General features: G+C 63.4%; 14 protein-coding genes. 12 read left to right on the forward strand and 2 right to left on the reverse strand.

Annotated features, from left to right (window positions below; all coding sequences use genetic code 11):
- Nucleotides 1–68: 68 nt before the first annotated feature.
- On the reverse strand, nt 69–1,349 hold the full coding sequence (gene urtA, locus FGE21_RS07575) for an urea ABC transporter substrate-binding protein (protein ID WP_139662692.1): 1,281 nt from the start codon (nt 1,347–1,349) through the stop codon (nt 69–71).
- A gap of 481 nt (nt 1,350–1,830) precedes the next feature.
- Between urtA and FGE21_RS07580 the strand changes: the two genes are divergently transcribed.
- The 9 genes from FGE21_RS07580 (at nt 1,831) to ureG (ending at nt 7,729) form a co-directional block, all read left to right on the forward strand.
- Nucleotides 1,831–2,700: an urease accessory protein UreD gene (locus tag FGE21_RS07580; protein ID WP_255731422.1), complete on the forward strand. Its 870-nt coding sequence runs from the start codon at nt 1,831–1,833 to the stop codon at nt 2,698–2,700.
- Nucleotides 2,701–2,751: 51 nt separating this feature from the next.
- Nucleotides 2,752–3,054, forward strand: a complete 303-nt coding sequence (locus tag FGE21_RS07585; RefSeq protein WP_139662694.1) for an urease subunit gamma — start codon at nt 2,752–2,754, stop codon at nt 3,052–3,054.
- Nucleotides 3,055–3,076: 22 nt separating this feature from the next.
- On the forward strand, nt 3,077–3,256 hold the full coding sequence (locus tag FGE21_RS07590; RefSeq protein ID WP_139662695.1) for a hypothetical protein: 180 nt from the start codon (nt 3,077–3,079) through the stop codon (nt 3,254–3,256).
- Complete coding sequence (locus tag FGE21_RS07595; protein WP_139662696.1) at nt 3,253–3,558, forward strand: urease subunit beta; 306 nt, start codon at nt 3,253–3,255, stop codon at nt 3,556–3,558. The genes FGE21_RS07590 and FGE21_RS07595 overlap by 4 nt, the downstream gene beginning before the upstream one ends.
- Before the next feature lie 76 nt (nt 3,559–3,634).
- On the forward strand, nt 3,635–5,371 hold the full coding sequence (ureC, locus tag FGE21_RS07600) for an urease subunit alpha (protein WP_139662697.1): 1,737 nt from the start codon (nt 3,635–3,637) through the stop codon (nt 5,369–5,371).
- A 260-nt stretch (nt 5,372–5,631) separates the two neighbouring features.
- A complete protein-coding gene (locus FGE21_RS07605; RefSeq protein ID WP_139662698.1) occupies nt 5,632–5,859 on the forward strand; it encodes a DUF1127 domain-containing protein in 228 nt (75 codons plus the stop codon).
- A 61-nt stretch (nt 5,860–5,920) separates the two neighbouring features.
- Entirely contained in the window at nt 5,921–6,457 is a 537-nt protein-coding gene (gene ureE, locus FGE21_RS07610; RefSeq protein WP_139662699.1) for an urease accessory protein UreE, read from the forward strand.
- Nucleotides 6,447–7,091: an urease accessory protein UreF gene (locus tag FGE21_RS07615; RefSeq protein WP_139662700.1), complete on the forward strand. Its 645-nt coding sequence runs from the start codon at nt 6,447–6,449 to the stop codon at nt 7,089–7,091. Before ureE ends, FGE21_RS07615 begins: the two co-directional genes overlap by 11 nt.
- Complete coding sequence (ureG, locus tag FGE21_RS07620) at nt 7,088–7,729, forward strand: urease accessory protein UreG (protein WP_139662701.1); 642 nt, start codon at nt 7,088–7,090, stop codon at nt 7,727–7,729. The genes FGE21_RS07615 and ureG overlap by 4 nt, the downstream gene beginning before the upstream one ends.
- Nucleotides 7,730–7,889: 160 nt before the next feature.
- Here ureG and FGE21_RS20345 read toward each other — a convergent pair whose 3' ends face one another.
- Nucleotides 7,890–8,024, reverse strand: a complete 135-nt coding sequence (locus FGE21_RS20345; RefSeq protein WP_255731423.1) for a hypothetical protein — start codon at nt 8,022–8,024, stop codon at nt 7,890–7,892.
- A gap of 385 nt (nt 8,025–8,409) precedes the next feature.
- Between FGE21_RS20345 and pgi the strand changes: the two genes are divergently transcribed.
- The 3 genes from pgi to edd all read left to right on the forward strand — a co-directional run bounded on the left by pgi (nt 8,410) and on the right by edd (nt 13,459).
- A complete protein-coding gene (pgi, locus tag FGE21_RS07625) occupies nt 8,410–10,020 on the forward strand; it encodes a glucose-6-phosphate isomerase (protein WP_139662702.1) in 1,611 nt (536 codons plus the stop codon).
- A gap of 77 nt (nt 10,021–10,097) precedes the next feature.
- A complete protein-coding gene (zwf, locus tag FGE21_RS07630) occupies nt 10,098–11,549 on the forward strand; it encodes a glucose-6-phosphate dehydrogenase (RefSeq protein ID WP_139662703.1) in 1,452 nt (483 codons plus the stop codon).
- A 98-nt stretch (nt 11,550–11,647) separates the two neighbouring features.
- Nucleotides 11,648–13,459, forward strand: coding sequence for a phosphogluconate dehydratase (edd, locus tag FGE21_RS07635; RefSeq protein WP_139662704.1), 1,812 nt, complete (start codon nt 11,648–11,650; stop codon nt 13,457–13,459).

A 13,459-nucleotide genomic window follows, 5' to 3' on the forward strand; every position in this document is an offset into this window, starting at 1 on the left:
GGGGGTCATGTTTGCATCACCCGGGCCGCAGTACCGCCCGGGTGAATGTCCCTCAGGTGAGGATCAGATCAGTAATTCGATTTGATCTGCACGCAGGTTTCGGTGGCCGTGTTGTACATGCCGCAGCCGAGGTCTTTCCAATCGGATTTCAGGACCGCAGAGTCGGGCAGAAAATCGGTCCAGGCATCGCCCGGCACGGGATCGGTCGCGGAGATGATATCAAACTGGCCGTCTTCCTGGATTTCGCCGATCAGCACGGGTTTCGCGAGGTGGTGGTTCGGCAGCATCACGGCGGTGCCGCCGGTCAGGTTCGGGAACTCCTGCCCGTACATCGCGGTCCGCACAGCATCGACATCCGTGGTTTCAGCGGCTGTGACCGCGTTTGCCCACATGTTGAAGCCGATATAGTGGGCCTCCATCGGGTCATTTGTCACCCGCTCTTCGCCCATCAGGGTCTTCCATTTGTCGATGAAGCCCGCGTTGGCCTCGGTATCGGCGGACTGGAAGTAGTTCCAAGCGGCCAGATGCCCGACCAGATTGGAGGTATCAAGCCCCGACAGCTCTTCCTCGCCGACCGAGAAGGCCACGACGGGGATGTCATCGGCAGAGATGCCAGCCGCGGCCAGCTCCTTGTAGAAGCCGATGTTGGCATCGCCGTTGATGGTGGAGATCACGCCAACTTTCTTGCCGTCCGCGCCCAGCGCCACAACGTCAGAGACGATCTTGGACCAGTCGGAGTGACCGAAGGGCGTGTAGTTCACAAAGATATCGGACTCGGCGATGCCTTTGCTTTTCAGATAGCTTTCGAGGATATTGTTTGTGGTGCGCGGATACACGTAGTCGGTGCCCAGCAGAGCGAATTTCTCCACGCCCAGCTCATCCAGGAAATAGTCGGTCGCCGGGATCGCCTGCTGGTTCGGGGCAGCGCCGGTGTAGAAGACGTTCTTTGACGATTCCTCACCTTCATACTGCACCGGATAGAACAACAGCCCGTTCAGTTCTTCGATCACCGGCAGCACCGATTTGCGGCTGACAGAGGTCCAGTTGCCAAAGATCACGTCAACGTCATGCACGCTCAGCAGCTCGCGCGCTTTTTCGGCGAAGAGCGGCCAGTCGGACGCAGGATCGACCACCACGGCCTCCAGTTCGCAGCCCAGCAGGCCGCCTTTTTCGTTCTGATCGGCCACCAGCATCAGCATGGTGTCCTTCAGGGTGGTCTCGGAAATTGCCATGGTGCCCGACAGAGAGTGCAAAACACCCACTTTGATCGGGCAATCGGCGGCCATGGCAGCGCCGGCGCCAATGGTCAGCGCCAGCGCGCTGGCAGCGGTTTTATTCAGAAACGTCATAGATCCCTCCATGCAGGGCACGCAAATAACGAACGCTTGCCCCGGGGGCCGCGGAACGATATTTTGCCTCCCTGCAACTGTTGTTGCGTATTGAGTGTGGCGGCCCGACCGAGGTGCAATTCATACGGTCGCCACACATCTTTCCAATCAGGTCGAAACGCTTGTGACATCTCTTCCGGATGTCTATCCGCCCCCCGACCCGCCAAGGTTTCAGCAGCGTCGCGCAGCTTTGCAATTGCGCGACGGGAGCGACCCTGGCGAAATCCACACATGCCCAATTCATGAGCAGATTTTGCGGGAAACGCCGCAAAATTCACCAGAACAGCCATCAGCTGTCGCAATTTTGCGGTAGAAAATGGCAGTATCGCGACGAGACTGGGAAAAGACGGTCAAACAAGGTGAACCGCTCCCGGTGCAGGTATGGTGCAGGTATATGGACCAGCAGCGCGGGCGACCCAGGGGGAGAAAACAGATCAACAGCTTGGCCAGGATCACGGCACAGGACGCCCAGGATGCGCAACCGGCAGAGGAACAACCTCGCGCCGTCGGACGTGCCTCGGTGTCGACGAAATGCCGGGCCGACGGCTGCGTTGCGATTGACCAGCTGCATCAGGCCGGAGCGTTGAAACTGCTGTTCCCGCGCGGCCGCCCCCCGGTGGAGGCTGTCATGGTCAACACGGCCGGCGGCATCACTGGCGGAGATCGCTTCACCCTTGATGCAAGTGCAGGCCCCAACAGCCAGCTGACCCTCACCACCCAGGCGGCCGAGCGCGCCTATCGGGCTCAGCCCGGCCAAACGGGTCGGGTGCAGACGACACTGACCGTTGCCGAGGGGGCGCGTCTCACCTGGGTGCCGCAGGAAACCATCCTGTTTCAGAATTGTGATTTTGACCGGCGCCTGCGGGTGGATCTGGGGTCGGATGCGCGGCTCTTGCTGGCCGAACCGGTGGTCTTTGGCCGGGCGGCCATGGGCGAACGCCTGACCTCGGCGCGGTTTCAGGACCGGATCGACATCTATCGCGGCGACCGGCGCATCTATCATGACGCGATCCGCGTGCGCGGCGACCTTGCCGCCGCCCTTGCGGGTGCTGCCACGGGGGGCGGTCTGTCCGCGCCCTCGGGGGCGATGGCGACGCTGGTGCTGGCCGCGCCCGACGCCGAGGCGACCCTCGACTGGATCCGGGCCGCATTGCCGTCCGGTGGCACCGCGATTGGCGGCGCCTCCCTTTTGGCGCCCGACCTTCTTCACCTGAGGCTGCTGGCGGTGGACAGTTTCGTCCTGCGCCAGAGCCTTCTGCCCCTTCTTGATCGCCTGACCGACGGCGGCCTGCCCCGCTGCTGGAGACTGTGACCTCATGACCTGTGATCCCATGACCTGTGACCTCATGAAAGTGTGGACCCGATGAACCTGACCCCCAGAGAAAAAGACAAACTGCTGGTCGCCATGGCTGCCGAAGTCGCCAGAAAGCGACTGGCGCGTGGTGTCAAACTGAACCACCCGGAAGCCATCGCGCTGATCACCGATGCCGTGGTCGAAGGGGCCCGTGACGGGCGCTCGGTGGCGCAGATGATGCAGGAAGGCGCCGAGGTCGTCACCCGTGATCAATGCATGGAGGGCATTGCCGAGATGATCCACGAGGTTCAGGTCGAGGCCACCTTTCCCGACGGCACCAAGCTGGTGACCGTGCACAACCCCATTCGATAGATCCAGACAGGAGAGTTTCCGGATGAAACGCCAAATGAAACCATTGACCGCTCTCGTCCCTGCCCTCGCGCTCACTGCGGGACCCGCACTCGCCCACGGCGGCGCGCATGTTCACCCCCACGGCGCCGAAGTCTGGCTCGCCCTCGCCCTGGTTGCGGTGGTGGTCCTCGGATGCGTCAGCCTGATGCGGGGCCGCAAATGATCCCCGGGGAACTCCTGCCGGCTGCCGGGGATCTGATCCTCAACGAAGGCGCCGAGGTCATCGCACTGATGGTTGCCAATACCGGGGACCGCCCGGTTCAGGTGGGAAGTCACTATCATTTCGCCGAGACCAATCCGGCGCTGGAGTTCGACCGGGCCGCCGCCCATGGCCTGCGGTTGGACATCGCCGCCGGAACTGCCGTGCGGTTCGAACCCGGCCAACGCCGCGAAGTGCAGCTGATCCCGATCAGCGGCGCCCGCAAGATCTATGGTTTCAACGCAAAGGTGATGGGGGCGCTCTAGCGCCCACCAGCGCCACGCCCGAACGCGCCCCAAAGCCATCCGCCCGACAGATCCCCCGTCTCATCAGGAGAGACCAATGCCTGCAAAAATTTCACGCGCCGATTATGCTGCCATGTATGGCCCGACCACCGGGGACAAGCTGCGGCTGGCCGATACTGATCTGATCATCGAGGTCGAGCGCGACCTGACCGCGCTTGCGGCCGGACAGAATGCGCCGATGTATGGCGAAGAGGTCAAATTCGGCGGCGGCAAAGTGATCCGCGACGGCATGGGGCAATCCCAGGCCACGCGTGCCGCCGGGGCGGTCGATACCGTCATCACAAATGCGCTGATCCTGGACTGGACCGGTATCTACAAGGCGGATGTGGGGCTTCGCGACGGGCGCATCGCGGCCATCGGCAAGGCCGGGAATCCGGACACGCAACCCGGCGTCGACATCATCGTCGGCCCCGGCACCGAGGTCATCGCGGGCGAGGGGCGGATCCTGACGGCGGGCGGCTTTGACAGCCATATTCATTTCATCTGCCCGCAACAGATCGAGGACGCGCTGCATTCCGGCCTGACCACCATGCTGGGCGGTGGCACCGGGCCGGCCCATGGCACTTTGGCCACCACCTGTACCCCCGGTGCCTGGCACCTTGGCCGTATGATGCAGGCCGCAGATGCGTTTCCGATGAACCTCGCCTTCGCAGGCAAAGGCAATGCCTCGCTGCCGGCCGCGCTGGAAGAACAGGTCAACGCCGGTGCCTGCGCCCTGAAACTGCACGAGGACTGGGGCACCACGCCCGCCGCCATCGACTGCTGCCTCGGCGTTGCGGATGCGATGGATGTGCAGGTGATGATCCACACCGACACGCTCAACGAAAGCGGCTTTGTCGAGCATACGGTCGCCGCCATGAAGGGCCGCACGATCCACGCCTTTCACACCGAAGGCGCAGGCGGCGGCCACGCGCCGGACATCATCAAGATCTGTGGCGAGGAACATGTGCTGCCCTCCTCGACCAACCCCACCCGCCCCTTCACGGTGAACACGCTCGAGGAACATCTCGACATGCTGATGGTCTGCCACCACCTCGACAAGTCGATCCCCGAGGACGTGGCCTTTGCCGAGAGCCGCATCCGGCGCGAAACCATCGCGGCAGAGGATATCCTGCACGACATGGGCGCCTTTTCGATTATCGCCAGCGACAGCCAGGCCATGGGCCGCGTCGGCGAGGTCATCATCCGCACCTGGCAGACCGCCGACAAGATGAAGAAACAGCGCGGACGTCTGGCGGATGAAACCGGCGAGAACGACAATTTCCGCGTCCGCCGCTATGTCGCCAAATATACCATCAACCCGGCAATTGCCCATGGCATCGCGCATGAGATCGGCTCGATCGAAGTGGGCAAACGCGCGGATCTGGTGCTCTGGAACCCGGCGTTCTTTGGCGTGAAGCCCGAGATGGTGCTGATGGGCGGCACCATTGCCTGCGCCCAGATGGGCGATCCGAATGCCTCGATCCCGACACCGCAACCGGTGTATTCCCGCCCGATGTGGGGGGCCTATGGGCGCTCGGTCGAGAATTCAGCCGTCACCTTCGTGTCCGAAGCGGCGCAGGCCGCCAGCATCGGCAAGACCCTCGGTCTGGCGAAACAGACACTGGCGGTCAAAGGCACCCGCGGGATCGGCAAATCGGCGCTGAAGCTCAACGATGCGACCCCCCAAATCGAGGTCCATCCCGAAACCTACGAGGTCCGGGCCGACGGCGAGCTGCTGACCTGCCAGCCCGCCACCGAACTGCCAATGGCGCAGCGGTATTTCCTGTTCTAGTGTCACCACAACAGGCAGGGGCAGCCGCTGCCCGGCCATCCAACTGCCCGTTTTCTGTGCATCCGCCTCTGTGCGGATCCGGAGACGGGACAGACCCGAAATCGATCAGGGCTTTGAAATAATGCGCGAATTTTCAACACACCCCACAGTGTTGCCTCTGATGCATGACGGAAATGCGTCAGCACTACTAACCTATTTGCTGCGATGCGGCTATGTAGATGCCACGGGAGACGAAACCTCGAACACAGGAGCATTCCCAAATGGCATATACTTCGAACGCGCAAACAGCCTCGACCTTCAACCCGCTGGCCCTCATCGTTGGCTTCTTCCGTGCAATCGGAAATGGCATGGTGAAAATGGGCGAAGCAAACTACCGGGTGGATCGCGCACGGACCCTGATGGCCCTGTCGGACGAAGAGCTGGCCGCACGCGGCATGAAACGCGACGACGTGGTCAAGCACGTGTTTGGCGACATCATGTACCTCTGAATGTCCCTCTGAGCCATCGCGTTCAATCGGACATTCCATATCGCAGCCAGGGGGGCCGGACATGAGCGCCCCCCGGTTGATCGCACGCCACTACCACGCCCATGCGCATGAGGATGCGCCCCACGACAGCGTGGTGCTGGACTATGACGGACGCTTCCTGCGCCGCAAGGTTCTGACCTGCGAGAGTGGCGACCGCCTGCTGGTGGACCTGCCGCAGACCACATCGCTCGACCATGGTGGGGTTCTATGCCTGGAGGGCGGCGGCGAAGTCACCGTTCTGGCCGCATCCGAACCGCTTCTGTCGGTCACCGCGGACCATCTGCCGCGCATTGCCTGGCACATCGGCAACCGCCACACCCCCTGTCAGATCGAAGAGACCCGCCTGTTGATCCAGCGCGATCACGTGATCCGTGCGATGCTGGACCATCTTGGCGCCCACTGCGAGGAGGTGGAGGAGCCGTTCACGCCGGAAGGCGGGGCCTATGGTCACGGCCGCACCCATTCCCATGAACATGGCCATACCCATCACGATGGCAGCCACAGCCACGCCACGGACCACAGCCACGCGCACGCACATGGCCGCCCGCATGACCACTGACGGGACGCTGCTGTTGATGCAATGGCTCTCGCCTGCCTATCCGGTCGGGGCATTCGCCTATTCCCACGGGCTGGAGGGCGCGGTCGAGGCCGGGATGGTCACGACGGGGGCCACTCTCTCTGATTGGCTCGCGGATTTGCTGTCTCATGGCGGCGCGCGCTCCGACGCGCAGCTGCTTGCCTGCGCCTATCGCGCCGAAACGCAGGAGGAGCTGGCAGAGATAGACAGCACGGCCCGCGCCTTTTGCCCCTCGGCCGAACGCCTGCGGGAAACCGATCTGCAGGGCGCCGCCTTCTGCCAGACCACTGCCGGGATCTGGGGCGATGATGCTGGCGCGCTCACCTATCCGGTGGCGGTTGGCCATGCAGCCCGGCGCCATGACATCCCGCTGGAGCTGACCCTGCAGATGTATCTTCAGGCCTTCACCTCCAACCTCATCGCAGCCGGTCAGCGGCTGTTGTCACTCGGGCAGCTCGAGGCACAGCAGCGCCTCGCAGCGCTTGCGCCCGAAATCTGCGAGACGGCCCGGGCTGCCCTGGCCGGTGATCTCGACGATCTGCATGGCGCAACATTTGCCGCCGACATCGCCTCCATGCGGCACGAAACCCAATACTCAAGGATCTTTCGCTCATGACATCACACAACGGCCCTCTGCGTGTTGGAATCGGCGGCCCCGTGGGCGCAGGCAAGACCACCCTCACAGCGCAGCTCGCCCGCGCCCTCAAGGATCACCACTCCATCGGTGTCATCACCAATGACATCTATACCCAGGAAGACGCCGAAGCGCTGATGCGCCAGCAGATCCTGCCCCAGGATCGGGTGATCGGGGTCGAGACCGGCGGCTGCCCGCATACAGCCATCCGCGAGGATGCCTCGATCAACCTCGCCGCAGTGGCAGAAATGCGCACGCGCCACCCCGAGATCGAAATCGTATTGATCGAATCCGGTGGCGACAATCTCTCTGCGACATTCTCGCCGGAACTGGCGGATGTGACGCTCTATGTGATCGACGTGGCCGCAGGCGAGGAGATCCCGCGCAAGGGTGGCCCTGCCATCACCCGGTCAGATCTGCTGATCATCAACAAGACCGATCTGGCCCCCTATGTGGGCGCCTCGCTCGAGGTGATGGAGCGTGACGCCACCCGGATGCGGCGCGGCTTGCCCTTTGTCTTCACCGCCCTGCGCCATGGCAAAGGGGTGGAGGACGTGGTGCGCCACCTCTGCGAGATCGGCGGCATCGACGCGCCTGCGGTTGCCGAAGAACGGGCCTGATCCTGAAGCCGCAGAACTGTTCTGACCGCAGGGACATCCGATAGACCTGTCGTCAGGGAGCGTCATCAGGCGGCGGGGGCGTCAGGGGAAAAGCGTCACGCGGTACCACATCATGACGGGCCGGCTGCAAAACCCAACGGCCCGGCGGCGATCCCGGCTGTCACAGCCCGGCGGTCACGTCCTGATGGATGGCATGGGACGCCCTGTGACACCCTCCCTCGGCGGCATAGGCCTTGGACAGGGAGACGCCCGCAATCAGGGCAACGAGGGCAACAGTTTTAATGTGCTGAATCATATCAATGTCCTCCGACAGCTGAGCGCGCAAAAGCGCCCTTCGATAGGACTTTGATACACCCGATGCCGCGCCCGAAATATGAACCGCTTCACACAGGCTGTGAAAAAGTCAGATCTCCTGTTGGTCCGTCTCCGCCCCCGTGCCATATAGTTTCAAGGTAGGGACAAGCGGGAAATCCAGTCCATGCGGGCAATGACGACAGACCGGCCCTTCTGTGCGCCCCTTCCTGCGCGCGCCCTGACATGGCATTGTAACACTTGAGAAATAGAACTGGAATTGTTAGCGCTAACTTGGCATATAGGCGAAGAGACTCACCCCCTGAGCCCCCTGCGCCAAGGTCAGGCCTCTTCTGTCCAACGCCCGAGACCCACAAGGAGCTGATCCGATGAGCGATATTTGGCACCAACTCACCGCCCACCGCGCCACCACCGAAGCCACACCGATTGCATCACTGTTCGACGCGGACAACGCCCGGTTTGACGGCTTCTCGGCCGAGGTCGACGGTCTGTTGATGGATTATTCCAAAACCGCGCTGGATGGCACGGCGCGCACGCTTTTGCTGCAGCTTGCCGATCAAGCCGGCCTCAAGGGCCGCATCGACGCGCTGATGTCGGGGGAAAAGATCAATACCACCGAAGACCGGGCGGTTCTGCACACCGCCCTGCGTGCACCTGAGGACGCCGAAATCACGGTGGACGGGGAAAATGTCGTGCCCGCCATTCAGGACGTGCTGAGCCGGATGGGCGCGTTTTCCACCGCATTGCGGACCGGCAGCTACACCACCGCCTCAGGCGCGGCGTTTACCGATGTGGTGAACATCGGCATCGGCGGCTCTGACCTTGGTCCGGCGATGGCGACGCTGGCGCTCGCGCCCTATCACGACGGGCCGCAGTGCCATTTTGTGTCCAACGTGGACGGTGCCCATATCCATGACGTGCTGAACCGTCTTGATCCGGCGACGACGCTGATTATCATCGCCTCCAAGACCTTCACCACGATCGAAACGATGACCAATGCCAGGACCGCGATCTCCTGGCTGCAGTCCGCCTTGGGACAGGACGTCTCCGGCCATCTGGCGGCCGTGTCCACCGCAATGGACAAGACCGCCGCCATGGGCATTCCCGACTCGCGCGTGTTTGGCTTTGCCGACTGGGTCGGCGGCCGCTATTCGATGTGGGGGCCGATCGGCCTGCCGATCATGATCGCAGTCGGCCCGGACAACTTTCGCGCCTTTCTTCAGGGCGCGGCTGCAATGGATACCCATTTCCGCACCGCCCCGCTTGATCGGAACCTGCCTGCGCTTCTGGGGCTGATCGGCATCTGGCACAGCAACATCTGCGGCTACGGATCCCGCGCGGTGCTGCCCTATGATCAGCGGCTGGCCCGCCTGCCCGCCTACCTGCAGCAGCTCGACATGGAATCCAACGGCAAATCGGTCGCTTTGGACGGCACCCCGCTGCCGCGCAGCTCCGGCCCTGTTGTCTGGGGCGAGCCGGGCACCAATGGCCAACACGCCTTTTACCAGCTGCTGCATCAGGGCACACAGGCGATCCCGGCGGAATTCCTGATTGCGGCCGAAGGTCACGAAAGCGACCTCGGGCATCAGCACAATCTCCTCAAGGCGAACTGCCTCGCCCAATCCGAGGCGCTGATGCTGGGACGGTCCCACACTGAGGCCCGCAAAATCGCCGAGAGCCGGGGCTTTGAGGGGGCCGATGCGGACCGTATGGCCGGGCACCTTGCCTTCCCCGGCAACCGCCCGTCGGTCACGCTGGCCTATCCGAAACTCACACCTTTCGTGCTTGGGCAGATCATCGCACTATATGAACACCGGGTCTTCACCGAAGGCGCGATATGGGGCATCAATTCCTTTGACCAATGGGGCGTTGAGCTGGGCAAGGAATTGGCGACCGGCCTTCTGCCCATGGTCGAGGGGGGCGATGCTTCCGCAAAAGACGGCTCCACCCGTGGCCTGCTCGCCAGACTGAACACGTGACCCAACCCATACCCCGTGGCTGAGCATTCAGACACGACACATCAGACACCAAAGCCAGACAAGAGGACGACACCCCAATGGTATCCCGCGTCATCCCCGTAGACAGTTTCGATTTCGTCCTCTTCGGCGCCACCGGCGACCTTGCGCGGCGCAAAATCCTGCCCAGCCTGTTCCACCGGTTCCAGATCGGCCAGTTCGACGAAAGCTGCCGCATCATCGGTGCCTCGCGCAGCCAGATGGATCAGGCCGGATTTCAGACCCTGGTCAGCGACGCGCTGACCGAATTCGGCGGCGTCCCCAAAGAGGACCAGGCCGATGTCGACCGGTTTCTGGCGCTGCTGGACTATGCGTCGGTCGATGCCCGTGGTGACGGTGGCTGGTCCGATCTCGGTGCCAAGCTGCGCGAAGGGGTCGTGCGCGCCTTCTATCTTTCGGTCGCGCCCAGCCTGTTTGGGGATATCGCCGGTCAGCTCAAGGCGACCGGCATCGCGGATGACGAAAGCCGTATCGTGGTCGAGAAACCCTTTGGCCACGATCTGGCCTCGGCTCAGGCGCTAAACGCCGCGCTGCGGGCCCATTTCCGCGAAGACCAGATCTACCGGATCGACCACTACCTCGGCAAGGAGACGGTGCAGAACCTGATGGCCCTGCGCTTTGCCAACTCGCTGTTTGAGCCGCAGTGGAATTCGCACCACATCGACCATGTCCAGATCACCGTCGCCGAGAGCATCGGCGTCGCCGGGCGTGGCGAATACTATGACAAATCCGGCGCCATGCGGGACATGGTGCAGAACCACCTGATGCAGCTCCTCTGCCTCACCGCGATGGAGCCGCCCTCCACCTTTGAACCCAACGCGGTTCGCAACGAGAAACTGAAGGTGATCGAAAGCCTGGAGGCGACGCCGATCGACAATATCGTGCGCGGTCAGTACCGGGCCAAGGAAGGCGGCGACAGCTACCTTGATCATGCCGGCGACCGGCATTCGCGCACCGAGAGCTTTGTCGCGATGAAGGTCGAGGTGGCCAACTGGCGCTGGGCGGGAACGCCCTTCTATCTGCGGACCGGGAAATGCCTGCGCCAACGGGTCTCGGAGATCGCAGTCTACTTCCGCAAGCCGCCGCACAACATCTTTGGCGAGGACAATGCGATCGACGGCAATATGCTGGTGATCCGGCTGCAGCCGGACGAAGGCATCACGCTCAAGACCACCATCAAGGACCCCGGCCCCGGCGGCATGCGCCTCACCAGCGCGGATCTGGACATGACCTTTGCCGACAGCCTGCCCGAGGCCGGACGCCCGCAGGACGCATACGAGCGGCTGATCATGGATGTGATCCGCGGCAACCAGACCCTGTTCATGCGCGGCGATGAGGTCGAGGCCGCCTGGGCCTGGGCCGATCCCATCGTGACCGCATGGGACGACTCCACCCGGGAGCCGCAGCCCTATGATCAGGGCGGCTCCGGTCCGGAGGATGCGCTTTTGCTGCTGCACCGCGATGGTCGTCGCTGGCGCCCCATCGGCGCCTGACCAACGCCCCTGATCAATACCCCTGACCGGGGCACCCCGATCAAAGCCCGCCCAGAGACCCGTGACACGCAATCGAACTGACCGAAAAGAGGCACGCCATGACGCTCCACGCCACGCTCGCCGCCGTTACTGACCGTATCATCGAACGCAGCGCCCCCACCCGTGACGCCTATCTGGCGCGGATGCGTGCCGCGAGCCTCAAGGGTCCGGCCCGCGCCCACCTCAGCTGCTCCGGGCAGGCCCATGCCTATGCCGCCACCGGCGAGGATCAGGACACGCTGGCCAGCGGCACCGGCGGTCACCTCGGCATTGTCACCGCCTATAACGACATGCTTTCGGCGCATCAGCCGTTTGAAACCTACCCGATGCTGATCCGGGAGGCCGTGCGCGAGGTCGGCGGCACCGCTCAGGTCGCAGGCGGCGTGCCCGCGATGTGCGATGGCGTCACCCAGGGCGAGGCCGGCATGGAGCTGTCTCTTTTCTCGCGCGACAGCATTGCCATGTCCGTGGGCATCGCCCTGTCGCACAATGTCTTTGACGCCGCTGTCTTTCTCGGCGTCTGCGACAAGATCGTCCCGGGTCTGGTGATCGGGGCGCAGGCGTTTGGCCACCTGCCCTCCGTCTTCCTGCCGGCCGGACCAATGACCTCGGGGCTGTCGAACGACGAAAAGGCCCAGATCCGTCAGAAGTTCGCCAAGGGCGAGGTCGGCCGGGACGAGCTGCTCAAGGCCGAAATGGCCGCCTACCATGGTCCCGGCACCTGCACCTTCTACGGGACCGCCAACACCAACCAGATGTTGATGGAGTTCATGGGGCTGCACCTGCCCGGCTCTTCCTTTGTCAATCCGGGCACCGAGCTCCGCGATGCGCTGACCCGCGAAGGCGCCAAACGGGCGCTGTCGCTCTCTGCGCTCGGCAATGCCTACACCCCCACCTGCGATATCCTCGACGAGAAAGCATTCGTGAACGGCATCACCGGGCTGATGGCCACCGGGGGGTCGACCAACCTACTGATCCACCTGATCGCCATGGCGCGCGCCGGCGGCATCATCCTCGACTGGCAGGACTTCTCGGAAATCTCCGACGTGGTGCCGCTGCTGGCCCGCGTCTACCCCAACGGGCTCGCGGATGTGAACCACTTCCATGCCAGCGGCGGCCTGGGCTATATGATCGGCCAGCTGCTGGACGCGGGCTTCCTGCATCCTGATACCAAGACGGTCACGGGCGAAGGCCTCGGCTCCTACCTGATGGAGCCCTTCCTCGACGGGCCCACCCTGACATGGCGTCAGGGCACACGCGAGAGCCTCAACGACAAGATCCTGCGCCCGACCTCCGATCCGTTCCAGGCCAGCGGCGGGCTGGCGCGCCTGTCGGGCAATCTCGGGACCGGCGTGATGAAAATCTCCGCCGTCGCCGAGGAAAACCGGATCGTGGAGGCGCCTGCGCGCGTGTTTCATGACCAGGACGAGGCCAAGGCCGCCTTCAAGGCCGGCGAGCTGAACGAAGGCGATGTGGTGATCGTCGTCCGCTTCCAGGGGCCGAAGGCCAACGGCATGCCGGAACTTCATTCCATGACCCCCTTTCTGTCCATCATGCAAGGGCGCGGCCAGAAGGTGGCCCTGGTCACCGACGGCCGCATGTCCGGTGCTTCCGGCAAGGTGCCCTCGGCGATCCACGTGGTCCCCGAGGCGCTGGACGGCGGCCCGATCGCCAAGCTTCAGGACGGCGATATGGTCCGCGTCGACGCCGTCAGCGGCACGCTGGAGGTGCTGACCGAAGGTGTGATGGACCGCCCGGCCACCACCGCCGACCTCTCCGCCTATCAGCACGGAACCGGCCGCGAACTCTTTGCCCTGTTCCGAAATTCCGTCACTTCCGCCGATACAGGCGCAACCGTATTTGGAGTCTGA

This window comes from Phaeobacter sp. B1627 (genome assembly GCF_006265095.1).
In the GTDB taxonomy this organism is placed as follows: Bacteria; Pseudomonadota; Alphaproteobacteria; order Rhodobacterales; family Rhodobacteraceae; genus Epibacterium.